Origin of the sequence: Synechococcus sp. Tobar12-5m-g (assembly GCF_024345415.1) — a bacterium.
Taxonomy (GTDB): Bacteria; Cyanobacteriota; Cyanobacteriia; order PCC-6307; family Cyanobiaceae; genus Regnicoccus.
Window position 1 is genome coordinate 59,444 of record NZ_JAGQBB010000002.1, and the last position, 23,969, is coordinate 83,412.

A 23,969-nucleotide genomic window follows, 5' to 3' on the forward strand; every position below is an offset into this window, starting at 1 on the left:
CAGAGGCAGCCACCTCAACGGCAGTCGAGACTGAGCCTGGTGCTGACCCCGGTGATCGGATGGGTGCCGTGGGCCCGCTGGCAGAGCTGCAGCTGGTCAGCGCGATCGAGCAGGGCATCGGTGAAATCGGCGTTCTCGATCACGGCCTCGCTGAAACTGCTGCCCGAGGCGATCACCCCCTGCAGGAGGGCGCCGCTGAGGTCGGCCGCCGTGAAATCAACCCGATCCATCAGGACATCGGAGAGGTCGGCACCATTGAAGCTGGCCCGGATGAAGGAGGCCTGGGTGAGGATCGCCCCTCTGAGATCTGCCCCGGCGAAGTTGGTGTCCTGAGCCGTCGCCCCGGCAAAGGAGGTGTTGCGCAGTTGCTGCCCGCTGAAGTCCTGGCCACTCTGATTTGTGAGGGTGTAGTCCACCCTGTCCTGAAAGAGGGCCCGGTCCTGGAGGCCCCCGCCGGCAGTGGTATCGAGGGCCAGGGCCGGCCCAGGGATCAAGGGTGTCAGCCCGACCAGCCAAAAAAGCCCGACGGCGGCCATGGGCAGCAGCAGCCGGAGAAAACGGTGGTGCAACCCATGCGGCAACTGGTCGCCCTGTTCGATCGATGCCATGGTTTCTGCCCGCGAACCCTGGCCTCACTCTGGCTCGGCATGGGCCTGCAGACTGCCGAGCAGGTAGAGCGATCCCGCCACTACCACGGGGTGCGGGGGGGTGGCGGCGGCGGAAGCGGCGGCCAGGGCCGCAGGCAGATCAGCGGCCGCTTCGAGCTGGTCGCCCAGCTGGGGGGAGGCGGCGAGCAGGTCGGAGCGGCTCCAGCAGGCATGGCTGGGCACGGGCACCAGCCAGGCCCGGTCGCCAGGAGCGAGCAGCGCCCCAAGCAGTTCAGGCCCCTGCTTGTTGGCCAGGACCCCTACCACGAAACACCAGGGCCGCCCTGCCCCCGGCTCCCGCCCGGCGCGGTGATCCAGCTCGGCCCGCAGGGCCCTGGCTGCCGGTACGTTGTGGGCGCCATCGAGCAGCAGGGGGTTTCCCCGCCAGCTGGAGTCCTGCAGCCGGGCCGGCCAGCGGGCACCTGCGAACCCGGTGGTGATCGCCTGATCGGGAATCCGCCAGCCGACCTGGCGCAGCAGCTGGAGCATGCCGAGGGCCACGGCGCTGTTGCTGCGCTGCACCTGGCCCGGCAGGCCGCTGCGCCAGCGCAGGGAGCCAGCCACCAGTTCCTCGCCGCGGGTCTCGAGGGGATCCACCCACAACAAGCTGCTCCCGAAGTCCTCGGCCCGCTGCCGCAGGGCGAGGGCCACCTCCGGCGCCTGGGGTCCACTCACGGCGGACCCGCCCGGCCGCAGGGATCCAGCCTTTTCGGCGGCGATCAGCTCCAGGCTGGAGCCGAGATGCTCGGCGTGGTCCATGCCAATGGCGGTGAACCCCACCACCTGGCGATCGGGATGCACCGTGGTGGCATCGAGGCGGCCCCCCAGCCCCACCTCCAGCACAACGATCTCCAGCTTCGCCGCGGCGAAGGCCTGGAAAGCCGCCGCCGTGATCAGCTCGAAGGGGGTGAGGTCATGGCGGCGAGCGACGGGTTGGAGGTCGGTGAGCAAAAAGCGGAGCTGGGCCGGGGTGATCCAGTCGGGGCCGAGCCGGATCCGCTCACACCAACTCACCAGATGGGGCGAGGTGTAAAGACCGCAGCGCAGGCCAGCCGCCGAGAGGGCCCCGTGCAGCAGGGCGCAGACCGATCCCTTGCCATTGGTGCCCGCCACCTGAACGGCTGCGAACTGCCGCTCCGGATGTCCCAGTTCCGCCAGGGCGGCTTCGAGCCGTCCCAGGCCCAGGTCAATGCCCCGGCGGCTGAAGGGTTCGATCAGGTCGGCGAAGGAATCGGCCAGGGGCGCCACTCAGGCGGTGGCGATAGCCTGCAGCGCCTGCTCCAGCCGAGACACCGCCAGCTTCAGCTGGCGGGGCTGGATCACCAGGGGCGGCACGAACCGCACCACCCGGGGGCCGGCAGCCACCACGAGCAGGCCGGCCTCGATCGCCTTGAGCACCACGTCCGAGGCGGCCGGGCCATCGGAGCGCAGCACCAGCCCCTGCAGGAGTCCCCAACCCCGCACCCCTTCGAGCTGCTGGGGCCGGCGGCTGACCAGATCGGCCAGCAGTTGTTGGAGCAGTTCGCCCATCCGCTGCACGTGGGGCACCAGCAGCCGCCGTTCCAGCTCCTGGGCCACGGTGAGGGCGGCCCGGCAGGCGAAAGGGTTGCCGCCGAAGGTGCTGGCATGGTCGCCGGGGCGGAAATGGTCGGCGGCGTGTTTCACGGCCAGGGCCCCGATCGGGATTCCTCCCCCCAGTCCCTTGGCCAGGCTGATCGCGTCGGGCTCCACCCCCAGCTTCTCGTAACCCCAGAGGGCCCCGCTGCGGCCCATGCCGATCTGCACCTCATCAAAGATCAGCAGGATGCAGTGCTGATCGCAGAGCTCACGGACCCGCCGGAAGAAGGCGGGATCGCCGGGATTCACGCCCCCCTCCCCCTGCAGGGGCTCCAGCAGCACCGCCGCCACCTTTGGCCCATCGGCCTCCAAGGCTGAGAGCAGGGCCTCGAAGGCCGCGATGTCGTTGTAGGGAAAGAAGCGGAACCCCTCCACCATGGGCTCGAAGCCCTGATGATACCGGGGCTGGCCCGTGGCACTCACCGCGGCCAGGGTGCGGCCGTGGAAACTGGCCTGGGCCGTGAGGATGAAGGGCCGCTCGACGCCGCGGACCACGTGGCCGTGCTTGCGGGCCAACTTGATGGCGGCTTCGTTTGCTTCCGCCCCGGAATTGCAGAAGAACACCCGATCGAGGCAACTACGGCTGGTGATCCAGGTGGCGAGCAACTCCTGCTCGGGGATTCGGTAGAGATTGGACACATGCTGCAGCCGTCCGAGCTGGCGGCCCAGGGCACGGCGCATCACCCGGTCGCTGTGGCCGAGGGTGCAGGTGGCAATGCCGGCGACACAATCGAGATAGCGGCGGCCGCGGTTGTCTTTCACCCAGACGCCGTGGCCTTCGACCAGCTCCAGGGGAAGTCGGCCGTAGGTGTCCATCACCGGGCTCGGGGGCTGAGGGGCCTGCTCCAGCGCAAGGGCCCAGCCGGTCTGGTCGGGGGGGATGGGAGCGGTGGGACTCGAACCCACAAACCCGAAGGCGCTCGATTTTGAGTCGAGTCCGTCTACCAATTCCGGCACGCTCCCGTGGGCTCGACCTTAGCCGTGGGATCAACCACAGCCGCGCGCCCGCTCAGGCAGCAACGCGGCGGATCCTGGCGCCCACGGCGTTGAGCTTGCCTTCCAGATCGGCGTAGCCACGATCCAGAAAGGAGAGGCCCTGCATGGTGGTGGTGCCCTCGGCGGCAAGACCAGCCAGCACCATGGCCGCCGAAGCGCGCAGATCGCTGCCTTTCACCGGCGCACCGCTGAGGCTCGGCACCCCTTCGATGAAGGCGGTGTTGCCCTGGAGGCGGATGTCGGCACCCATCCGTTGCAGCTCGGCCACGTGTTGCAGGCGATTCTCGAAAATGGTTTCGACGATCATGCTGGTGCCGGGAATCGTGGCCAGCAGGCTCATGAACGGGGCCTGGAGATCGGTGGGGAACCCTGGGAAAGGCTGGGTGCGCAGATCAACGGGACGCAACTCGCCCGGCCGGATCGTGAGGCCATCCCCGGTGGCCTCGAATGAAAAGCCCATGTCTTCGAGCTTGGTGATCACCGCACCGAGGTGGTCGGGAACGATCGGGCCAACGGTGAGGACCGAGCGGGTGATGGCCGCCGCCAGCAGCAGGGTGCCCGCTTCGATGCGATCCGGGATCACCGCATAGCCGGCGCCATGAAGACGCTGGACTCCAACGATGGTGATGGTGGGGGTGCCGGCACCGCGGACTTCGCCACCCATGGCGTTCAGCAAGCCGGCAAGATCAACAACCTCCGGCTCCAGGGCAGCGTTCTCGATCACCGTTTCGCCGTCGGCCAGGGCGGCCGCCATCATCAGGGTTTCGGTGGCACCCACACTGGGGCAGTCGAGGTGGATGCGGCCACCGACCAGCCGCCGGCTGCGGCCCGGAACGGCCGCCGACACCACGCCGTGGTCGATCGTCACCTGGGCCCCGAGCGACTTCAGACCCTTGACGTGCTCGACGACCGGCCGGGTGCCGATCTGGCAGCCACCCGGCAGGGGGACACTGGCCACCCCGAGGCGAGCCAGCAGGGGCCCGATGCAGAAGAAGCTGGCCCGCAGGCTGCTGACCAGCTCATAGGGGGGCATCGCCTGGGTGAGCTGGCTGGCATCGAGCTCCACCCAGCTGGCGCCGCTGCTGACCTTCACCCCCATGGCGGCAAGGATCTCCCCCATCGCGGCGATGTCGGTGAGGGGTGGAACATTGCTGAGGCGCAGGGGTTCTGCAGTTAGCAGACAGGCCGCCATCAGGACCAGAGCCGAGTTTTTGGCGCCGCCCACCCGGACCTCCCCCGTCAGGGGGTGACCGCCCACGATCTCCAGCTGGGGCATGGTGAGCAGCTGGAGCGGCATGGGGGCGGTCAGGGTCATGGCACTGCGAAATCCGTCAGGTCACGGCATCTTGACAAGCAAGGACCGGACCGTCTAGCCGTCCGCCCGAGGAAGTGTCTTATTCAGTCACAAAGTTGACAGTCCCTTGTGTTTCACGCTACCCGGGCTCCGCTTCGCCAAAGGTCAGGGCGTCAGCCCCGCGATGTTTTAGGGTGGCTTTCCCACTTCGGTGGCAGGCCAGCGGATGTGGCGGAATTGGTAGACGCGCTAGTTTCAGGTACTAGTGGCAGCAATGTCGTGGGAGTTCAAGTCTCCCCATCCGCACTTTTCTCTCTTCTCACCAGCCCTGGAGGCCGGTGCTTCATCAGCCGCTTACCGGTAGCTCCCTCCTGGCGGTCGCTACCGTCTGGCTTCCGTCCTGACGACGACCCCCACGGTTGTGGCTCTCCGATGATCGTTCTGAAGATCACCAATGCCTCCGAGGTCGTCGCAGGCAAGATCGGCAAATTCCTGGAAAGCCTCACCCCCGACAGCTTCGACCAGGCCAAGGTCGAAGACGAGGTGGTCAAGAAGCTGGTGGAGAACCTGCAGATGGAGGGGTTGAAGGGGGAGGTGGCCTCGATCAACGGACTGGATCTGGTGGGCTCGAGCCTCGTGATCCATGAGCCAACCGCAGTCCGGCGCCATCAATCCTTCTGACCTTGCCGGTGGGAGCGCTGGGAGCTGGGCCAAGGAGCAGGGCCTGATCAGCAGCCGGCGCAACCCGCTCGTGGTGCTGTTCCGGGAGCTTCAGCGGGCCGAGGGCCGGCGTGAGCAGGGCCTGCTGCTGCTCGAAGGCACCCACCTGCTGGAGGAGGCGATCGGACTGGGATTGCGACCCGCCCAGGTTCTGGCAACCTCAGGCTGGCTGGAGCGCCATGGCGGCCGGCGGGCCTGGCCCGAGCTTCAGCTCGTTTCCGAGCCGGTGCTGGCCGCGATCGCGACCACCAGCCACCCCGACGGGGTGGTGCTGAGCCTGCCCTGGCCGGATCCAGCCCCGCCCGAGGGTTCCGACTTCGTGCTGGCGCTCGATCACCTGCAGGACCCCGGCAACCTCGGCACGTTGATGCGCACCGCCCTGGCCGCCGGGGTCGAAGCGCTCTGGCTGGCGGGCGGCGCCGATCCGTGGCAGCCCAAGGTGCTGCGGGCCTCTTCAGGGGCGGCGCTGGCCCTGCCGATTCTGCGGCTGGAGAGCCTGGCCCCGCGGCTGGAGCAGGCCCGCCTGGCGGGGAACCAGGTGGTCGCCACCGTCGTGCCCCATGGCGAGGCGGGCTCCGCAGCCCCGCCCCAGCCCTACTGGCAGCTGGACTGGACCCGGCCCACCGTGCTGCTGCTCGGCAATGAGGCGGCGGGGTTGGCCCCGGATCTGCTGGCCTGCTGCAGCCACCGGGTCACCATTCCCCACAGCTCCGCCGTTGAGTCCCTGAATGTGGCGGTGGCGGCGGCGCCGCTGCTGCTGGAGCGCTGGCGTCAGCAGCAGGAGAGAATGCCGGGCATTCCCAGCAGCGCACCACCGTGAGTTTCGACTTCGATGTGATCGTGATCGGGGCCGGCTATGGCGGTTTCGATGCGGCGAAACACGCCGCCGAGCATGGCCTGCGCACGGCGATCGTCGAATCCCGGGACATGGGCGGCACCTGCGTGAACCGGGGCTGCGTTCCCTCCAAGGCGCTGCTGGCCGCCAGCGGCCGGGTGCGGGAGTTGGCCGACGCCACGCACCTGGAGGGCTTCGGCATCCATGCCGGGCCGGTGCGCTTCGAGCGCCAGAAGATCGCCGACCATGCCAACCAGCTGGTGGAAACGATCCGGGCCAACCTCACCAAAACGGTGGAGCGCGCCGGCGCCACGATCCTGCGGGGCAGGGGGCGGCTCGACGGTGCCCAGCGGGTGGCCGTGCGCGAAGCGAGCGGTGTCGAGAAGGTCCACACCGCCGGTGAGGTGATCATCGCCACCGGCTCCGACCCCTTCGTGCCGCCCGGCATCGAAACCGACGGCCGCACCGTGTTCACCAGCGATGAGGCGATCAACCTGGAATGGCTGCCCCGCTGGATCGCGATCATCGGCAGCGGCTACATCGGCCTGGAGTTCGCCGACGTCTACACCGCCCTGGGCTGCGAGGTCACGATGATCGAGGCGCTCGATCGGATCATGCCCACCTTCGATCCCGACATCGCCAAGATCGCCGCCCGCCGCCTGATCGAAGGCCGCGAGATCGATACCCGCGCCGGGCTCCTGGCCCGAAAGGTCACCCCGGGCAGCCCCGTGAGGATCGAGCTGGCCTCGATGGCCACCAAGGAGCTGGTCGAGGTGCTGGAGGTGGATGCGGTGCTGGTGGCCACCGGCCGCACCCCGGCGAGCAAGAACCTCAACCTGGCCAGCGTGGGGGTGGAGACCAACCGCGGCTTCATCCCGGTGGACGAGGCCCTGCGGGTGCTGGCCAACGGCCAGCCGGTTCCCCACCTCTGGGCCGTGGGTGATGTGACCGGCAAGATGATGCTCGCCCACACCGCCGCCGCCCAGGGCACCGTGGCGGTCGACAACATCCTGGGCCACAGCCGCCTGATCGACTACCGCTCGATTCCGGCCGCCACCTTCACCCATCCCGAGATCAGCTCGGTGGGCCTGAGCGAAGCCGAGGCCAAGGCGCTGGCCGCCGCCGAGGGATTCAGCCTCGGCACCGTGCGCAGCTACTTCAAGGCCAACACCAAGGCCCTGGCTGAGCTGGAGAGCGACGGGCTGATGAAGTTGCTGTTCCGCAAGGACACCGGCGAGGTGCTAGGCGCCCACATCTATGGCCTGCACGCCGCCGACTTGATCCAGGAAATCGCCAATGCGGTGGCCCGACGCCAGGGCGTGCGGGAGCTCTCCAGCGAGGTGCACACCCATCCCACCCTCAGCGAGCTGGTGGAAGTGGCCTACAAGCAGGCCGCCGCCCAGCTCTGAGGCCCCAGCTGCCCATCGATTCCTACGATCCAGCCAGTCGCCTTCGGCCCTTGGAGATTCGCCGCCGCCCGCCCAACCCCCCCGTCAAGGTGGCCCACCTCCAGTACGGAATCCCCCATGAGGAAGCGGAGCCCCGCCACATTCTCGAAACGATCGTCTGGGAGAAGGACAGGGAGATCACGGCCGCCAAGGAACGGGTGACGCTGCAGCAGCTCAAGGGGCAGGTGGCGAAGCTGCCGGCGCCGCGGCATTTCATCGCGGCGCTCAAGGCCAGTTGCCGCAAGCCGGCGGTGATTGCTGAGATCAAGAAAGCCAGCCCGAGCCGGGGGGTGATCCGGGAGGATTTCGATCCGGTGTCCCTGGCCCGGGGCTATGCCGCCGGTGGGGCGAGCTGCCTCTCGGTGCTCACCGACAAGACCTTCTTCCAGGGGGGCTTCGAGGTGCTGGTGGAGGTGCGCCAGGCGGTTGCCCTGCCGCTGCTGTGCAAGGACTTCATCCTCTCCCCTTACCAGCTGTACCAGGCCCGGGCCGCCGGGGCCGACGCCGCCCTGCTGATCGCGGCGATCCTGACCGACCAGGACCTGGTGTATCTGCTCAAGGTGGCTGCCAGCCTCGGCCTGGCGGTGCTGGTCGAGGTGCACGACAGCCTGGAGCTGGAGCGGGTCCTGGCCCTCGATGGGGTGGCCCTGATCGGCATCAACAACCGCGACCTGACCACCTTCGCCACGGACCTGGCCACCACCGAGAGGTTGATGGCCCGCTATGGCGATCTGGTTCGCCGCAAGGGGACCCTGCTGGTGAGTGAATCGGGCCTGGTCAACCGCGACGACCTCGATCGGATGGTGGGCGCCGGGGCCGATGCGGTGCTGGTGGGCGAGGCGCTGATGCGCCAGCCGGATGTGACCAGCGCCCTGGAGCACTTGATCAGTGGCTGAGGAACCTTCGTCCCGATCACGAGTGAACAAAACTCCGTACGGTTTCCTTGTTGAATGATCTTCGATGCAGAGGTTCTCCATTGCAGAAGATCACCAACAAGATTGCCCTCGAGGAGCACTTCAGTGCCCCCAGGCTTCAGCCTTCGATCAAGGACGTGGCATTTTTCGATCCAGAGGTGCTTCGGGCCATTGAAGTCGCCCTTCCGGAGTTCCAGGACCAGCGGTTGAGAGCGATGGACCAGGCCGGGATCTCGATCGCTGTTCTTTCCCAGACAGCACCCGGTGTGCAATCCATCAGGGACTCAGTACTTGCGGCTGAGCTGGCCCATGAGGCCAATGATTTTCTTCATCGACGCATTGAGACTGCCCCAAAGCGTTTTCGAGGATTTGCCTGTCTTGCGCTGCAGGATGTGGACCGTGCTTGCGATGAACTCAAGCGCTGTATTCAGGAGTTGGGTTTTGTTGGTGCCCTAGTCAATGGGAGCACCAACGGTGCCTACCTGGATGAACCCCAGTTCGCCCCTTTTTGGCACACTCTTGAACAACTTGATGTGCCATTTTACTTGCATCCTGGCCTGCCGACGGATCACCCCCAGGCCTTCCGGGGGCATCCAGAGCTGGAGGGGCCCGTCTGGAGATGGACCTGTGACACCGCCACCCATGTGCTCCGACTCGTTTTCGGTGGTGTCTTCGACCGCCATCACACCGCACGGCTGATCTTGGGGCACATGGGAGAAACCTTGCCTTACATGCTCTGGCGATTGGACAGTCGCGCTGCTGTGACCACAGTCGGCAGGGGCCTCAGCCGTCCTCCAGCAGAGACCCTGCGACACCATGTGATGGTGACAACTTCAGGAGTCTGTGCTGACGCGCCCCTGCGCTGCGCCCTGGAGGCCATGGGTGCGGAAGCTGTGATGTTCTCAACGGATTATCCCTACGAAGACATTCAGGTTGCTGCGAACTGGATTGAGAATGCCGATTTACCTGATGACCAGAGGATCAAGGTGTGTGTTGCCAATGCAGAGCGGTTGTTGCGGTTGGGCTGAGCGGGGCGTTGAAGGGATGGAGCCGATCCTGCTTGCAAAAACCCCCGCCGTGGCGGGGGTTGGAGGATGGCATGAAACAGAGCTGATCCGAGCAACCCCCGGATCAGGAAAAACGCTCAGACCTTCCGGCTATAGAACTCCACCACCAGAAGTTCGTTGATCTCCAGGGCCACCCACTCGCGCTCGATGCGGGCATTCACCTTGGCGGAGAGCTTGGTCTTGTCGAGTTCCAGGTTGGGGGGGATGTTGGCCAGGCCTGGGAACTCCAGGTTGCCCTCGGCCAGTTGCTTGCTGGCCTTGCGCTCCCGCACCACGATCAGGTCGCCCGGGCGGCACTGGTAGCTGGGGATATCGACGACGCGGCCGTTGACAGTGATGTGGCCATGGTTGACCAGCTGCCGGGCACCGGGGACCGTGGGTCCAAACCCGAGCCGGAAGCAGATGTTATCGAGGCGATTCTCCAGGAGCTTGAGCAGGTTGGTTCCAGTGGAACCCTCCTGTGCGCGCGCTTTCTTCACGTAGCGCACGAGCTGGCGCTCGGAGATGCCGTAGTTGAAGCGAAGCTTCTGCTTTTCTTCGAGGCGGATGGCGTATTCGGAGCGCTTGCGACGGGCTTGGCCGTGCTGACCGGGGGGGTAAGCCCGCTTGGCGGACTTACGGGTGAGACCGGGAAGGTCCCCCAAGCGCCGCGTCACCCTCAGGCGAGGACCGCGGTAGCGAGACATGGATGAATCATCAAAGGGCAGACGTTCAGGTGGGCCCGGCAAGGGGCAGGATGGGGACTGGTCCCCGCCTGCAACCGGCTGTGCAGCACCAGCAGACGATCCTATCGGTTGGACCTGCTGCTCTCTCTGAGCTGCTCAAGACCCTGCTGCTGGCCTTGATCAACGGCTATCGCCGCTGGATCTCCCCCCTGCTGGGTCCGCGCTGCCGCTTCATCCCCTCCTGCAGCGCCTATGGCATCGAGGCGATCGAACGCCACGGCCCCTGGCGTGGTGGCTGGCTGACCCTGCGCCGCCTGCTGCGCTGCCATCCCCTCACCCCCTGTGGTTGCGATCCGGTGCCTGACTGAGCCATGCAGCGCTGGCCTCCCCTGATCCTCTACAGCCGGGCGAACTGTTGCCTGTGCCAGGGCCTTGCCGATCGGCTCGGCGCCCTTCGGCCCGCCCTGGATCTCACCGTGGTGGATGTGGATCGCGACCCGGCCCTGCTTGCCCGCTATGACCTGGAGGTGCCGGTGCTGGCTGTGCAGTGCCAAGGAGCCCTTCACAACTTGCCCCGGGTCTCTCCGCGGCTGACGGGCGAACGGCTGGCCCGCTGGCTGAGATCCAGCCTCGAGGCCCTGCCACCCAACTGCCCCTGATCGGCGCCGGGGCCAGGGGCGACCACCTAAAACGTCTCGGAAGACCATCCAGAGCGCCAGCGCGTCATGCCCCACCTGCTCCATTCCCTCCTGCATCAGATCGGAGCGGAGATCCCTGCTGGCCTGGCCGATGGCGAGGTCACCGGAATCAGCTGTGATTCCCGCCGGATCGCCGCCGGCGCCCTGTTCATCGGACTGCCGGGTCACAACGTCGATGGCGGGCTGTTCTGGCCAGCGGCCATTGCGGCCGGAGCGGTGGCCGCCGTCGTCACCCCGGAGGCGGCGGCGGCGCAACCGCCTGGGGCGGGGGCTCCCGTGCTGGTGGTGCGGGAGCCCCTGGCAGCCTGGGCCGGGCAGCTGGCCGCCGCCTTCTGGCAGGAGCCAAGCCAGCGCCTGGCCCTGATCGGGGTGACGGGAACGAACGGCAAGACCACCACCACCCATCTGATCGAACACCTGGCGACCGCCTGCGGGCGGCCAACGGCCCTGTTCGGCACCTTGATCAACCGCTGGCCGGGGCACAGCGTCACGGCGTCCCACACCACGGCCTTCGCCGATGTGCTCCAGGCCCAGCTGGCGGCGGCAGCGGCAGCTGGCAGTGCGCTGGCCGCTATGGAGGTGAGCTCCCACGCCCTCGACCAGGGTCGGGTGGCAGGCTGCCGTTTCGCCGGGGCCGTGTTCACCAACCTCAGCCAGGACCACCTCGACTACCACCCCTCGATGCAGGCCTATTTCGAGGCCAAGGCCGAGCTGTTCAGCACGCCGCTGCTGGCTGGATCGGTGGTGGTGAACATCGACGACCCCTGGGGAGAGCAGCTGGCGGACCAGCTGGCAGGGTCCCTGGGCGCGCGTCTCTGGCGCAGCTCCTTGAACTCAGCCGCCGCCGAGCTGCGGATGGAGGATCTGTCGTTCGGCGCCGATGGCGTGAGCGGCACCCTGTGCACGCCGCTGGGCAGCGGTTCGTTCCGATCGCCCCTGGTGGGGCGCTTCAACCTGATGAACCTGCTGCAGGCGGTGGGGGTGCTCCAGCAGCAGGGGCTGGCCCTGCCCCAGCTGCTGGAGGCGATTCCCTCCTTCGGTGGGGTGCCGGGGCGGATGGAGCGGGTGTTGCCAACGGGTCCCCTTCCTGCCGGGCCAGATGCAACGGCCCTGGCCCTGCCGGCCGTTCTGGTCGACTACGCCCACACTCCCGACGGACTGGAAAACGCCCTGGCCGCCTGCCGGCCGTTCACCGCTGGCCGCCTGATCTGCGTGTTCGGCTGCGGTGGCGACCGCGACCGGGGCAAGCGGCCCCAGATGGCGGCGATTGCGGCTCGGCTGGCTGACCGGGTGGTCGTCACCTCCGACAACCCCCGCACCGAAGATCCCCACTGCGTCCTTGAAGACGTGGTGGCGGGGATTCCGGCCGGCACGGATCTGGTGGTGGAGGCGGATCGGGCCACGGCGATTGCCCGGACCATCGCGGCCGCAGGCCCCCGGGATCTGGTGCTGATCGCCGGCAAGGGCCATGAGGACTACCAGATCCTCGGCACCACCAAGATCCACTTCGACGACCGGGAAGAGGCTCAGAAGGCTCTGGGGGCGCGTCGCATCGAAACGCGGCTTGTTTAAACAACGACGCAAGCTGCCCCGGTGACATCGTCAGCGCCGAGAGGGATGTCACAATCCAACGGTTACGCAATCCTTCGATTTCGGATGGCCCAGGCTGTACCACTTCCCAAGAAATTTCTAGCCGAATTGATCGGCACCTTCTGGCTTGTCCTCGGTGGTGCGGGCAGCGCCGTACTGGCTGCCGTGTTCCCCTACGACTCCGCCGCCGCCAATCCACTCGGCCTTGGCTTCCTGGGCGTGTCTCTGGCCTTTGGTCTCACCCTCCTGACGGCCGCCTACGCCATCGGCCACATCTCCGGCGCCCACATCAACCCGGCCGTGAGCTTCGGCCTCTGGGCAGGCGGGCGCTTCCCCAGCGCCCATCTGCTCCCTTACATCGTTGCCCAGGTGATTGGCGGCATCCTGGCCGGCGGCCTGATTTATGCCATCGCCAGCGGAAGGCCCGGTTTCGAGCTCTCCGGCAGCAACCCGCTGGCCACCAACGGCTTCGGAGCCCACTCGCCCGGGGGGTATGGCTTCTTTGCCGCTCTGATCACCGAGGTGGTACTCACATTCATCTTTCTGCTGGTGATCCTCGGGGCCACCGACAAGCTTGCTCCGGCCGGCTTCGCCGGTGTGCCCATCGGCCTCTCGCTCACCCTGATCCACCTGATCAGCATCCCTGTCACCAACACCTCGGTGAACCCCGCCCGCAGCACCGGCGTGGCCGTCTGGGTGGGCGGTGCTGCGGTGGGGCAGCTCTGGCTCTTCTGGGTGGCCCCGATCATCGGTGCCCTACTGGCCGGATGGGTGTACCGCAACCTCCTGACCAACGAAACCGAAGTGGCCGGCCGGATCCCTGCTGAGCCGATCTGAGGCTCAGTCCGAAACGCGCAAGGCGGCCAGGGCGGCGAGCAGGGTCTCCACCTCTGCCGCCGTTGTGGTGATGTGGGTGCAGGCCCGCAGGCAGGCCGGCTCGTCGAGGCTGCGCAGCCAGATTCCCTGCCGCCCCAGTGCCTGCACCACTGCCTCGGGGGGCTGCCCTTCAACGGTGAAGCTGACCAGGCCAGCCGGCGGCGGACCGACCAGCAGGGGAACGAACCCTTCGCTGGCCTGCAAGCCGCGCCATAGCTGGCTACTACGTTCCCGAATCAGGGTCAGCCGATCGGCGCAGCTCCCCAGCGACGCCATCAGGTCCAGGGAGGTTTTCAGCCCAGCCAGGAGCGGGGTGCAGGAGGTGGCCACCTCGAAGCGGCGGCCATCGCGATGCCAGGCGCTGCCACCATCGCTCTCGCTGGCCAGGCTGCGCCAACCTCCCAGCGTGGGCTGGGACGCGGCCAGCATCCGCTCGGACAGGGCCACCCCACCCAGGCCCTCGGGGCCGCAGCACCACTTGTGGCCCGTGAAGGCGTAGATGTCGGCGCTTCGCGCCGCCTCGGCCACCGGCAGGCTGCCCACTGACTGGGCCGCGTCCACCAGCAACCAGGGCTGACGGGGATGATCCCGCAGGCGCGTGGCCACCGCAGCGATCGGCATCACCAGGCCGGTGTTCCAGAGCAGATGGGAGAGCACCACCAGGCGGGTGCGCGGCGTCAGCCCCGCCTCGAGGGCATCGAGCACGGCGCCAGCCACCGTGGGCTGGGAATCCGCGCGGCAGTCTCCGCGGATCGCCTTCACCGCCAGAGTCCCCAGGACAAGGCCTTCGCGGCGGGCCAGTTCCCCGCAGGTTGCCACGATGCCAGGATGTTCACAGTCGCCGATCAGGAGCTGATCCCCGGGTTGCCAGGGGAGCCCCCAGAGCGGCAGCACACAGCCGCTGGAGACATTTTCGGTGAGGGCGAGCCGCGCAGGGGGCACGCCGCAGAGGGCCGCCAGTGCACCCCGCATGCTGCTGACCTCCCCGGAAAGCCAGGGCCAGACATCGGTGGTGAACGGGCCCAGTTCCTGGATACGCCGCCAGCTTGCCGTGATCGCCTCCAGCGAGGGGATCGGCAGGGGACCCTGGCCTCCATAGTTGAAGTAGGTCTTGTTGGCCAGGGCTGGCATCAACTGCCGCAACTGGACCGGGGTGGGTGCGTTCATCGAGGCCATCGCGGCGGCTTCAGGTGAGCAGGGAACCTGGCACGAAAGGCTCCGCCGCCGCCAGGGCACGGAGATTGGCCCCTGTGATGTGGGCGATGTCGCCAAGGGCCTCATGGGTCAGGAACGCCTGATGGGCCGTGATCAACACGTTCGGGAAGGTGAGCAACCGCGCCAGCAGATCGTCCTGCAGCACATGGCCGGACAGATCCTCGAAGAACACCCCCTCCTCCTCCTCGTAGACATCCAGCGCCACGCCCCCGAGGCGGCCTGACTTGAGAGCCGCAATCAGTGCGGTGGTGTCGATCAAGCCCCCACGGCTCACATTCACCAGGATCACGCCGGGTTTCATGTGATCGATTGTTTCGCGGCGGATGATGTGGTGGGTCTCCGGTGTCAGCGGAACGTGAAGGGAGATCACATCGCTGATCGAGGCCAGGGTGATGGGATCCAGGTAGGTGATACCTTCCCGCGCCGCCCAGGCCGAATCAGGATAGGGGTCGTAGGCCACCACCACCATGCCGAATCCATGCAGGATGCGAGCAACGATTCTGCCGATCTTGCCCGTTCCCACGATGCCCACCGTTTTTCGATTCAGATCCGTTCCCACCAAACCCTGCAGGGAGAAGTTCATCTCCCGCACCCGGTTGTAGGCCCGGTGAATCTTGCGGTTCAAGCTGAGCAGCAGGGCCACCGCATGTTCAGCAACCGCATAAGGGGAGTAGGCCGGCACATGGGTCACCGCCAGTCCGAACTCTCGAGCCGCCTCGAGATCGATGTTGTTGAAGCCTGTGCAGCGCAAGGCCACAAGTTTGGTTCCCTGGGAGGCCAGTTGCTGCATGCAGGCCCTGTCCACCAGGTCGTTGACGAAGACACACACGCCCCTTGCACCCTGGGCGGCGGAGGCTGTTTCCGCCGTCAGCCGGAAGCTGAGAAAACGCAGCTTGATCTCAGGGCCGGTTGCCCCAGGAAGGTGCAGCTGGTCGTAGGGCTTGGTATCGAAGATCGCAACGGATACGCCGGCGTCCGAAGTCCTGGTGATCTCCGGGGCCCTTGGGGGATCCACGTTCAAGGGAGCTGCCGATCGTCAGACGCCACCATCGGGGACTCAGTATCGGGACTCAGAATGGGGCACTCCAAATCAACGATAAGGCTGCAGCCGGCCAGGTTTCAGCAAACATCTCTGAACCAAGGCTCTGTCGAGGAAGATCTTGTCGACGCAGATTGCGGTCACGCTGATGGTCCACCGGGGAGATTTCCACTCTGGGCAACAATGGTGCCTGGCTCTTCCCGAAGCCACAGCAGGCGGCGGAGTGGCTGTCCTTCAGAGCACCTGGCCGACCATCACGGCGGCGAGGGCCGAGAACACGGTGATTCCCAGGGCCGTGAGCGGATTCTGTCCCTGCGCCACGGCAAAGCTGGTGATCACACCGGCCCCGAGGAAGGCCACGGCGATCTGGGTGGTAGCGGAGGGACGATCCAAGGTGGATGGGCGATTTGCAGGCACCGTAGGGATCAAGGGCGAGCTGGCCATGGCTGATGCGGCGTTTCGTTACCCAGCGTCGGGGTTCGTTACGGCGCGTCTGTTTTCGTTACACCTCGCAACCTGGAGGCGGGCCGGGCCCGGCCGCTGCTGGCCCATTGCTTGAGGGCCTCCAGCTGTTCCCGCGCCGTCCGTGACAGGGGCACCAGATCACTGGCGGCACGAATCAGATCCGACTCGCCGAAATCGCGCCGCTCACCGAAGGCCAGGTGCATGGCCTCCACCACGGTTTGCTCAAGCTCTGCGCCAGAAAATCCTTCGGTGCGATCGACCAGCACCTCCAGGGGAAGACTGCTGCCGGGGCGGCGGCGCTGCAACTGGAGATCGAGGATGGCGCGGCGTTCGGCCGGATCGGGAAGATCGAGCAGAAAAATCTCATCGAAGCGGCCCTTGCGCATCAGCTCCGGGGCCAGGTTGGCCACACCGTTGGCGGTCGCCACCACGAACACGGCCGAGGTCTTCTCTGCCATCCAGGTGAGCAGGCTGGCCAGCACCCGCTGGCTGGCGCCCCCATCGCTGCGGCTGTCCCCGCCGAAGCCCTTGTCGATCTCATCGATCCAGAGCACGCAGGGGGCCATCGCCTCGGCGCGGCGGATCATGTCGCGGGTGCGGGCCTCGCTGGCGCCCACCAGGCCGGCGAACAGCCGGCCCACATCCAGCCGCAGCAGGGGCATCGCCCAGCTGTGAGCAATCGCCTTGGCCGTGAGGGATTTGCCCGTGCCCTGGGGGCCCACCAGCAACACCCCCCGCGGCAGCGGCAGGCCGTAACGCTCTGCTTCATCGCTGAAGGCCAGGCGGCGCTGGTCCAGCCATTGCTTCAGCGCCTCCAGTCCGCCGATGTCGGCCGGGCTGGCTTCAGTGGGGCAGTACTCCAGCAGCTCACTGCGGGCGATGGCCTGGCGCTTCTCCTCCAGCACCTCGGCCAGATCCTCAGCCCCGAGCTGGCCACGGCGGGCAAGGGCCCGGGCGGCAACCTGGCGGATCCGCTGTTCGGTGAGGCCGCTGCAGCAGTGGATCAGTTGCTCCAGTTCGGCGGCGGGGGGGCGGTGGCCGCTGGCCGCGGCGATGCTTTCGAGCAGGCCGCGAATCTCGATGGCCGTGGGCAAGGGGAGGTCGAGCACGGTGAGGCATTCCTCCAGCTCCCGGGGCACTTGCCATTCCGGTGCCGTGATCACCACCGTTCGCGGCTGGCGGCGCAGGCTGGTGGAGAGATTGCGCAAGCGGCGGCTGATGCCTGGATCCTCGCAGTAGCGGTGGAAATCCAGCAGCAGCAGGATGGCCGGTTGTTCCGCCGGCAGCCCCTGCAGGCTGTCCAGGGCCGCCATCGGGTTGCGGGCCGCCTCACCGGTGCGGTTCGGGAGCCCGACCAACCCATCGACGAAGTCCCAGCGAAACAGGGTGCGGTTGCCGAGCCGCTGGGCGGCCTGCTTCATCAGTGTTTCGATGCGCTCCTCCTCGGCAGAGCGGATCCAGAGGATCGGCGCCCGGGCCCGGATCAACAGATCCAGATGATCTGCCCAGGATTCACTCACGGGGGGCTCGCCACGGTGCCTGGGTCAACCCAACCGGCCCCGCCGCATCACTTCTTGCCCTTCGGCTCGAACGGCAGACGCTCGAGGCCAGCCCCACCCGTGGCGGCCACGGCCACGGTCTGCTGGGCGAGCTGCTGGTCGAGGATCTCCTGGAGGTTGTCGGGAAGGGCCTCGCGGGTGAGCAGGAAGGTCTGCAGGCCCTGGAAGATGTTGGCCACCACCATGTACAGCAGCACCCCGGCCGGGAGAGGGAAGAACAGGAACATCCCCGTGATCATCACCGGCGTGATTTTGTTGGCTGTGGATTGCTGCGGGTTGGGCGGCATGCCCATCCCCGAGAGGATCTGGGAGACGAACAGGCTTGCCCCGAAGGCCCCGACCAGGATGGCAATGTCCCAGTTGATCGCCCCATCGGTGTAGAAGCCCACCTGGCCGAGGGCCTTGATGAACAGGAAGCCACTGCGGGCCGCCAGGCCGGGCACCTTCGCTTCGATCGTGGCATCACCCGGCGCCAGGGCCTCGATCCGACCCCCTTCGCTCACCCGCACCACCCCCTCGCCCTTGGTGACGCTCCAGGTGGGCAGGTAGGCCGAGCCGTTGTCCACGTCGGCCAGGGATTTGGCGAAGGGCTCGCCGTCTTTGGTGTGGACATCGATCTGGGCGGTGTCGCCCACACCGAGCTTGGTGCCCTGCGACAGGCTGGCGATCACCGGCACGTGGCTGGTTTCGGTGATGAAGATCGAATGGCTGGCGCTGTTGAACGGTTTCGTCTCCACCGCGGCGATCTGGTCGGCCGGCAGCACCTTCAGGTTCAAGGTGTAGGGCACATCCGCGAAGGGGGAGCCCCGCAGGGTGGCGAACAGGGCAAACAGGATCGGCATCTGGACCAGCAGCGGCAGGCAGCCGGCCAGGGGACTGCCGAATTCCTTCATCAGCTTGCCCAGCTCCTCCTGCTGCTTCTGCGGATTGCTGGCGTAGCGGGCCTTGATCTCAGCCTGCCGCTTCTGCATGACGGGCTGGGCGATGCGCATGCGGCGGGCACTGCGGATCGAACCGGCGCTCAGGGGGAACAGGGCCAGCCGGATCACCACGGTGAGGGCGATGATCGCCAGCCCGTAACTGGGCACCAATCCGTAGAAGAAATCGAGGATCGGGAGCAGCAGGTTGTCGGAGATGTAGCCGATCACGGCGGGGTGGCGACGGGGAACAGGAAGATGCTGGAAGCCAGTGTGCCCCAGCAGGGTGGTCAGGCGCTGGCGGCCTGGGGGTTGCCGAATCCTTTGCTGCCGGCGGGAGGGAGGCCGGTGGCAGCGCCAGAGGAGCTCCTGGCGGCCATGCGCTCGAGGATGTAGGCCTCGGTTTCGCGGAAACGGGGCAGGGAGCGCATCTCGAGCTTGGCGCCATCGGTGAGCACAAGAACCATGTCACCCCAGAAGCCGAAGCCGCGGGAAACCGATCGGACCTCGCGGATCTGGCTGTAGCTGATCTGGCTGCGATCCCGACCCAGCCAGCCGCCGCTCACCGAAATCCGTCGGCTGGTGATGCGGTACCGCAGCCAGAGGGCCCGCACGATCGCTCCAACGGCGAACGGGATGCCGATCAGGGTGAGGCCGAACACCAGGTTGAAGATCAGATCCCCCCGGGCTGGCCCGCCTTCGTAGAAGACAGGCTCCGCCAGGGGCACAGGAGGAGTGGAGCTGGTGCTCGGGGCTTCCGGCGCTTGCCCTGTCATCGGCTCAGTCCTGCCTTCTGCAACAACGAGGAACATTCTCCCAGCAAGGCCTCCGGATCCGCGTCGGCGCTGCCGGGTTTGAGGCTGAACAGGAGCCAGATCGCCTCGTGCTGATCGGCCATGGCGGCGCAATGGCTTTGAAACCAGGCGTGGATCAGGCGCCTCAGCCTGTTGCGACAAACCGAGCGCTTGCTCACTTTGCTGCTCACCACGACGGCGCAGCGGAAGGGGCTGGGGGGCTGGCGGGCCTCCCCGCTTCGCAGAAGGTTGGCCTCGGCCTTCAAGGTGCGCAGCACCAACCAGGTGCCATGAAAGCGACGCCCGTTTCTGTACAGACGATCAAAGGCGCGGTATCCTCGCAGGCGCAGGTTCGGCGGCAGGGCCATGGTGCCCGCCGGATGGCGCTCAAACAGCCAAGCGTGCCCGGCCGCGGCGACGGCGCGTGCGGATCACCCGACGGCCGGTGTGGGACCGCATCCGGACGCGAAAGCCAGACACCCGCTTGCGCTTGCGGCTCGTTCCTTCCAGGGTGCGCTTGGTCATGATGCGGCTCTGCTGCTCACGCGTGGTCGATCGACCAACGTATCAGCCTGTCGGTCAGTCAGTTCGTGGGATCGATCTGGATCAGCCAGCTGCCGAGGTAGCCGGCAAAGGGAACGTCGCCGGGGGCTTGGGCCAGGGCATTGAATTGATACATGCCGATGTTGAACGGGTTGAAGATGTTCATGTACACACCGATGGTGCGATTATCAGGCACGGGGCGGTCCGGGAAGATATCGATCGAGCGGCCGTCTTTCGAGATTTCAACCGTGGCGGGAATCTTTTCCTTGCAGCCGGTGCGCGACATCATGCCCCCCTCCTTCATGTAGCAGAGCTGCACGTCTTGGGGGGAGATCTTGACATCGAAGTTCTGGGGCACCACCACGCTCAACTTGAGGATGGCTGTCTTGCGGTCTTTCGGCCGCAGCAGCAGGTAGTACTCCGAGCGCTTGAGGCGGGCCGTATCGGTGATGAAGAAGTAGAGCCGCCGGTAGTCCTTGCTGTTGTCCCAGCGAAACTCGACCAGGCCAGGGGTGCCCTGGGCCCAGGCCGATCCGGGGGTGATCGCGTCGATCGCTGCGGCGCCCAGGCCCCCGATGGCGAGGCTGGCGGCGGCGGCGAGCAGCACCGGACGGCTCCCCAGGGCCCGCCGACCACTGGATTGCTGCAGACGGGGGTTCGGAAGCATCATGGGGCGGGGAGATCAACGGGTCGAACGGTCAGCCCATCGATTCTCGGACCAGGCCGGTGGCCGCAGATGGCGGGAAGGGCAGCCGCGCAGCTGTCAGGTGTGACCGGATCTGTCCGGCCTGAGCAGGGCGGCCTGGCGGAGATAGGGATGGGTCGGGGCCCGGCCCGCCTCCATCCAGGCGTGGGCCAACAGGCGGATGCAGCGGGGCAGGTCCCCGTCCACGGCCATCTGCTGGCAATCCAGCAGGGCCACCCCGTCCCAGCCCGTGTGGCGGCGGGCGATGGCGGCGGGGAAGCAGGCGGTCAGATCGGCCGTCACCGAGAAGGTGACCGAGAGCACCTGGGTTCCCCGCAGACCGTTCTGGCAGATCAGGGCATCGAGCAGTTCCTCGACCGACGCGCCGATGGCGGCCACCGTGTTGGCCTCGGCGGTGGTGGCGCCCCGCAGGGCCCGCAGCTGCTGCCCCTCGTTCATGGCCGCCAGAGCCAGAGCGGCTGGCCGCACCAGGCCAGCTCCAGGCTGAGGGCCTGGTGAAGCTGGCCCAGCAGGTTGAGTCCAGGGATCAGGGAACTCAGGCGCTTCGGCGGTTTGCCGAAGGTGGTGGGCTTGGTCTTGTCCTCGTCCAGTCCGACCAGGCGGGCCAGCAGGCGCCGCGCGGCGTCCTCATCGCCCAGTTCATCCACCAGGCCCAGCCCCTTGGCCTGGGCGCCACTGAACACCCTGCCGTCTGCGAAGCCGCGCACCACCGCCTCGCTGAGGCCGCGGCCGGTGGCCACGGCTTCCACGAACTGGCCATAGCTGGAATCGATCAGCTCCTGGAGCAGTTGGCGTTCGTCCGCGGTGAGGGCGCGATCCGGCGAGAGGATGTCCTTGTAGAGGCCGCTCTTGACCGTTTCGAAGCTGATGCCGATCCGCTCGAGCAGCCGAGAGAGGTTGTTCCCCCGCAGGATGACGCCGATCGAACCGGTGATCGTGCCGGGATTGGCCACGATGGTTTCGGCCGCCACCCCCAGGTACACCCCACCGGAGGCGGAGATGTTGCCAAAGCTGGCCACCACGCGGCAGCCCTTCTTCCGGAGCCGCAGCAGGGCACTGTGAATCTCCTGGCTGTCCCCCACCGTGCCGCCGGGGCTGTCGATGCGCAGCAGCAGGGCCGGGCATTCCCGCTCCTCCACCTGGCGCAGGGCCTTGAGCACCCGCTCCCGGGTGGCCCCGGCGATCGGTCCCTCGATCGCGATCCTCGCCATGGTTTTCCGAGACTTGCGGCGCCAGGGCCAGGGCATTCGCTGCGGTGCGTGGTGGCTGGATCTTAAAAAGGTGGTTGGCGGCTGTTTCGATGACCTTTGGGATGCGTTGGCTGCCGATGCTTTTGCCCTTCGCGCTCTGGGGCACGGCAATGGCGGCGATGAAGCCCCTGCTGGAGGGGGCGGGTCCCCTGACGGTGGCCTGGATGCGCCTGATTCCCGCCGGAGCGGCTGTGCTGGTGGCCGCCGTCGGGATGGGACGATCGCTGCGGGTGGATCCGGCCGACCGGTTCTGGCTGCTGGCCTTTGCCCTGGTGGACGGAGCCCTGTTCCAGGGCCTGTTGACCCGGGGCTTGACCAGCACAGGCGCGGGCCTGGGGTCGGTGCTGATCGATTCCCAGCCCCTGTTGGTGGCCCTGCTGGCCCGCAGCCTGTTCGGAGAAGCGATCAATCCGGTCGGCTGGCTTGGGCTGGTGATCGGCCTGGCCGGCATCCTCTGCCTGGGACTGCCGGCTCCGCTGCTGCGGCACTGGTGGCTGGACGGGCCCGGGGGCCTGGGCGGAGCGGCCTGGAGCCACGGCGAACTCTGGATGCTCGCAGCGGCCGTGGCGATGGCCCTGGGCACCGTGCTCTGCCGTTTCGCCATGGGCCACAGCGATCCGGTGGCGATCATCGGCTGGCACCTGCTGATCGGCGGTCTGCCGCTGATCGGCGCCAGCGCCCTGGGCCCGAGCTTCAGTTCCGCCGCGGCTCCGTTCTGGCCCCACTGGAGCCGGCTGGACTGGGGGCTGATGGCCTACGCCAGCCTGCTGGGCAGCGCCCTGGCCTACGGCCTGTTCTTCTGGTTCGCCCGGCGGGGCGATCTGACCGGCTTCACCTCGCTCACCTTTCTCACCCCGGTGTTCGCCTTGCTGTGCGGGGTGGTGTTCCTCCACGAACGGCTGCTCCCCTTGCAATGGATCGGCGCCGGCCTGGCCCTTGCCTCGGTGGCCCTGATCAACCGGCGGCAGCCCCTCTGGGAAGGCCCGCCGTGAGCCCGCAGTCCCTGCGACTGCTGGTGGTGAGCACCGCCGTGGGCACCCTGGGCAGCGGGCGGGGCGGCGGCGTCGAGATCACCCTGACCGGTCTGGTCGCCGGCCTGATCGCCCGTGGCCACCGGCTCACGGTGCTGGCCGCCGAGGGTTCCCGTCTGCCACCGGACTGCGGGCGGGCCACGCTCTGGACCCGCCCGGGCCTGGACCAGCCCAGCTGGCAGCACCAGCCCCGCGACGGGGCCGTGCAGATGCCGCCTGGAAGCCTGCTGGCGGCCCTTTGGGAATGCGCCCTGCGGCGGCAGGGGGACTTCGACGCCATCCTCAACCTCGGCTACGACTGGCTGCCGTTCTGGCTCACGCCCCACCTGCCGATCCCCCTGTTCCATCTGGTGAGCATGGGGTCGGTGGCAACGGTGATGGATGGGGTGATCACGGCCGTCTCCCGCTGGGATGGCCGCAGACTGGCCTTCCACAGCGCCGCCCAGGCGGCCGATTTCGAGCTGGCCGGCGCGGCGCGGCTGGTGGGCAACGGCTTCGATCTCACCGGCTACCGCTTCCGGGCGCACCCCGATGCCGAGGCGCCCTTGGGCTGGGCCGGACGCATCGCCCCGGAGAAGGGGCTCGAAGACGCGGCGGCGGCGGCGGCCCTGCTGGGGCGCCGGCTCGCCGTCTGGGGGCTGTGCGCCGATCCTGGCTACGCCGCGGCGGTGGAGGCCTCCGTTCCCGCCGGCACGATCGTCTGGCGAGGTTTTCTGCCCACCGCACGGCTGCAGGCGGAACTGGGGGGCTGCGGGGCCCTGCTCAACACGCCGAAGTGGAACGAGGCCTTCGGCAACGTGGTGGTGGAGGCGATGGCCTGTGGAGTGCCTGTCGTGGCCTACCGCCGGGGCGGACCCGCCGAACTGGTGCAACCCGGCGTCACCGGGGAGCTGGTGGCCCCCGACGATGTGGCCGCCCTGGCCACGGCGGTGGGGCCGGCGGAGGCCCTGGACCGGTCGAATTGCCGGCAATGGGTGGAGCGGCACTGCTCCCGGGAGGCCTTCGCAGGCCGGATCGAGGCCTGGTTGCTCGAAGGGCTCTCTCCAGCCGGCCCGCAAACGGGTCCGACCTAGGTTCTCAGCG

27 protein-coding genes and 2 tRNA genes are annotated in these 23,969 nt (G+C 67.5%); 12 read left to right on the forward strand and 17 right to left on the reverse strand.

Features of this window, described 5'->3' with window-relative positions; genetic code table 11:
• Positions 1–14: 14 nt before the first annotated feature.
• The 5 genes from KBY66_RS02090 to murA all read right to left on the reverse strand — a co-directional run bounded on the left by KBY66_RS02090 (position 15) and on the right by murA (position 4,575).
• Positions 15–536 carry a pentapeptide repeat-containing protein gene (locus KBY66_RS02090; protein ID WP_255087635.1) on the reverse strand — a complete coding sequence of 174 codons (522 nt, stop codon included), beginning with the start codon at positions 534–536 and terminating at the stop codon, positions 15–17.
• Between the two features lie 96 nt (positions 537–632).
• Complete coding sequence (locus KBY66_RS02095) at positions 633–1,895, reverse strand: bifunctional folylpolyglutamate synthase/dihydrofolate synthase (protein ID WP_255087488.1); 1,263 nt, start codon at positions 1,893–1,895, stop codon at positions 633–635.
• Positions 1,896–3,080, reverse strand: coding sequence for an aspartate aminotransferase family protein (locus tag KBY66_RS02100; protein WP_255087636.1), 1,185 nt, complete (start codon positions 3,078–3,080; stop codon positions 1,896–1,898).
• 65 nt (positions 3,081–3,145) lie between these two features.
• Positions 3,146–3,227 (reverse strand) — tRNA-Leu (locus KBY66_RS02105).
• Between the two features lie 46 nt (positions 3,228–3,273).
• Positions 3,274–4,575, reverse strand: coding sequence for a UDP-N-acetylglucosamine 1-carboxyvinyltransferase (gene murA / locus KBY66_RS02110; protein WP_255087489.1), 1,302 nt, complete (start codon positions 4,573–4,575; stop codon positions 3,274–3,276).
• Positions 4,576–4,776: 201 nt separating this feature from the next.
• Between murA and KBY66_RS02115 the strand changes: the two genes are divergently transcribed.
• The 6 genes from KBY66_RS02115 (at position 4,777) to KBY66_RS02140 (ending at position 9,499) form a co-directional block, all read left to right on the forward strand.
• Positions 4,777–4,860 (forward strand) — tRNA-Leu (locus KBY66_RS02115).
• A gap of 126 nt (positions 4,861–4,986) precedes the next feature.
• Positions 4,987–5,235: a hypothetical protein gene (locus tag KBY66_RS02120; RefSeq protein ID WP_255087490.1), complete on the forward strand. Its 249-nt coding sequence runs from the start codon at positions 4,987–4,989 to the stop codon at positions 5,233–5,235.
• Positions 5,236–5,278: 43 nt separating this feature from the next.
• A complete protein-coding gene (locus KBY66_RS02125; protein WP_255087637.1) occupies positions 5,279–6,094 on the forward strand; it encodes a TrmH family RNA methyltransferase in 816 nt (271 codons plus the stop codon).
• A complete protein-coding gene (lpdA, locus tag KBY66_RS02130) occupies positions 6,091–7,518 on the forward strand; it encodes a dihydrolipoyl dehydrogenase (protein WP_255087491.1) in 1,428 nt (475 codons plus the stop codon). The genes KBY66_RS02125 and lpdA overlap by 4 nt, the downstream gene beginning before the upstream one ends.
• Before the next feature lie 50 nt (positions 7,519–7,568).
• Positions 7,569–8,453, forward strand: coding sequence for an indole-3-glycerol phosphate synthase TrpC (gene trpC, locus KBY66_RS02135; RefSeq protein ID WP_255087492.1), 885 nt, complete (start codon positions 7,569–7,571; stop codon positions 8,451–8,453).
• Between the two features lie 80 nt (positions 8,454–8,533).
• Entirely contained in the window at positions 8,534–9,499 is a 966-nt protein-coding gene (locus KBY66_RS02140) for an amidohydrolase family protein (protein ID WP_255087493.1), read from the forward strand.
• Positions 9,500–9,615: 116 nt separating this feature from the next.
• Here KBY66_RS02140 and rpsD read toward each other — a convergent pair whose 3' ends face one another.
• A complete protein-coding gene (gene rpsD / locus KBY66_RS02145; RefSeq protein ID WP_255087494.1) occupies positions 9,616–10,224 on the reverse strand; it encodes a 30S ribosomal protein S4 in 609 nt (202 codons plus the stop codon).
• Between the two features lie 50 nt (positions 10,225–10,274).
• Here rpsD and yidD point away from each other — a divergent pair, with 50 nt between their 5' ends.
• The 4 genes from yidD to aqpZ all read left to right on the forward strand — a co-directional run bounded on the left by yidD (position 10,275) and on the right by aqpZ (position 13,328).
• On the forward strand, positions 10,275–10,571 hold the full coding sequence (gene yidD / locus KBY66_RS02150; RefSeq protein WP_255087495.1) for a membrane protein insertion efficiency factor YidD: 297 nt from the start codon (positions 10,275–10,277) through the stop codon (positions 10,569–10,571).
• A 3-nt stretch (positions 10,572–10,574) separates the two neighbouring features.
• A complete protein-coding gene (locus KBY66_RS02155; protein ID WP_255087496.1) occupies positions 10,575–10,862 on the forward strand; it encodes a glutaredoxin family protein in 288 nt (95 codons plus the stop codon).
• A 66-nt stretch (positions 10,863–10,928) separates the two neighbouring features.
• A complete protein-coding gene (locus tag KBY66_RS02160) occupies positions 10,929–12,473 on the forward strand; it encodes a UDP-N-acetylmuramoyl-L-alanyl-D-glutamate--2,6-diaminopimelate ligase (RefSeq protein WP_255087497.1) in 1,545 nt (514 codons plus the stop codon).
• 84 nt (positions 12,474–12,557) lie between these two features.
• Positions 12,558–13,328 carry an aquaporin Z gene (aqpZ, locus tag KBY66_RS02165; RefSeq protein ID WP_255087498.1) on the forward strand — a complete coding sequence of 257 codons (771 nt, stop codon included), beginning with the start codon at positions 12,558–12,560 and terminating at the stop codon, positions 13,326–13,328.
• Between the two features lie 3 nt (positions 13,329–13,331).
• Here aqpZ and KBY66_RS02170 read toward each other — a convergent pair whose 3' ends face one another.
• From KBY66_RS02170 to sppA, 11 genes are all read right to left on the reverse strand, one after another.
• Positions 13,332–14,534 (reverse strand): aminotransferase class V-fold PLP-dependent enzyme, encoded by a 1,203-nt coding sequence (locus tag KBY66_RS02170; protein WP_255087499.1) that lies wholly within the window; start codon positions 14,532–14,534, stop codon positions 13,332–13,334.
• Between the two features lie 19 nt (positions 14,535–14,553).
• Positions 14,554–15,597 carry a 2-hydroxyacid dehydrogenase gene (locus KBY66_RS02175; protein WP_255087638.1) on the reverse strand — a complete coding sequence of 348 codons (1,044 nt, stop codon included), beginning with the start codon at positions 15,595–15,597 and terminating at the stop codon, positions 14,554–14,556.
• Positions 15,598–15,855: 258 nt separating this feature from the next.
• The gene (locus tag KBY66_RS02180) at positions 15,856–16,014 is read right to left on the reverse strand and encodes a hypothetical protein (RefSeq protein ID WP_255087500.1); all 159 of its coding nucleotides are present in this window, start codon (positions 16,012–16,014) and stop codon (positions 15,856–15,858) included.
• An 89-nt stretch (positions 16,015–16,103) separates the two neighbouring features.
• Positions 16,104–17,606 (reverse strand): AAA family ATPase, encoded by a 1,503-nt coding sequence (locus KBY66_RS02185; protein ID WP_255087501.1) that lies wholly within the window; start codon positions 17,604–17,606, stop codon positions 16,104–16,106.
• Between the two features lie 47 nt (positions 17,607–17,653).
• Positions 17,654–18,793, reverse strand: a complete 1,140-nt coding sequence (gene yidC, locus KBY66_RS02190; RefSeq protein ID WP_255087503.1) for a membrane protein insertase YidC — start codon at positions 18,791–18,793, stop codon at positions 17,654–17,656.
• A 59-nt stretch (positions 18,794–18,852) separates the two neighbouring features.
• Positions 18,853–19,338 (reverse strand): PH domain-containing protein, encoded by a 486-nt coding sequence (locus KBY66_RS02195; RefSeq protein ID WP_255087504.1) that lies wholly within the window; start codon positions 19,336–19,338, stop codon positions 18,853–18,855.
• A complete protein-coding gene (gene rnpA, locus KBY66_RS02200; protein ID WP_255087505.1) occupies positions 19,335–19,724 on the reverse strand; it encodes a ribonuclease P protein component in 390 nt (129 codons plus the stop codon). Before rnpA ends, KBY66_RS02195 begins: the two co-directional genes overlap by 4 nt.
• 19 nt (positions 19,725–19,743) lie before the next feature.
• Positions 19,744–19,881 carry a 50S ribosomal protein L34 gene (gene rpmH, locus KBY66_RS02205; RefSeq protein ID WP_006170261.1) on the reverse strand — a complete coding sequence of 46 codons (138 nt, stop codon included), beginning with the start codon at positions 19,879–19,881 and terminating at the stop codon, positions 19,744–19,746.
• Between the two features lie 58 nt (positions 19,882–19,939).
• Positions 19,940–20,569, reverse strand: coding sequence for a DUF2808 domain-containing protein (locus KBY66_RS02210; protein WP_255087506.1), 630 nt, complete (start codon positions 20,567–20,569; stop codon positions 19,940–19,942).
• Between the two features lie 93 nt (positions 20,570–20,662).
• The gene (gene aroH, locus KBY66_RS02215; protein ID WP_255087639.1) at positions 20,663–21,043 is read right to left on the reverse strand and encodes a chorismate mutase; all 381 of its coding nucleotides are present in this window, start codon (positions 21,041–21,043) and stop codon (positions 20,663–20,665) included.
• Positions 21,040–21,852 carry a signal peptide peptidase SppA gene (sppA, locus tag KBY66_RS02220; protein ID WP_255087507.1) on the reverse strand — a complete coding sequence of 271 codons (813 nt, stop codon included), beginning with the start codon at positions 21,850–21,852 and terminating at the stop codon, positions 21,040–21,042. The genes aroH and sppA overlap by 4 nt, the downstream gene beginning before the upstream one ends.
• 53 nt (positions 21,853–21,905) lie before the next feature.
• Here sppA and KBY66_RS02225 point away from each other — a divergent pair, with 53 nt between their 5' ends.
• Both KBY66_RS02225 and KBY66_RS02230 read left to right on the forward strand, forming a co-directional pair.
• The gene (locus tag KBY66_RS02225) at positions 21,906–22,847 is read left to right on the forward strand and encodes a DMT family transporter (RefSeq protein ID WP_255087508.1); all 942 of its coding nucleotides are present in this window, start codon (positions 21,906–21,908) and stop codon (positions 22,845–22,847) included.
• Positions 22,844–23,959 carry a glycosyltransferase gene (locus KBY66_RS02230; RefSeq protein ID WP_255087510.1) on the forward strand — a complete coding sequence of 372 codons (1,116 nt, stop codon included), beginning with the start codon at positions 22,844–22,846 and terminating at the stop codon, positions 23,957–23,959. The genes KBY66_RS02225 and KBY66_RS02230 overlap by 4 nt, the downstream gene beginning before the upstream one ends.
• Positions 23,960–23,969: the final 10 nt, after the last annotated feature.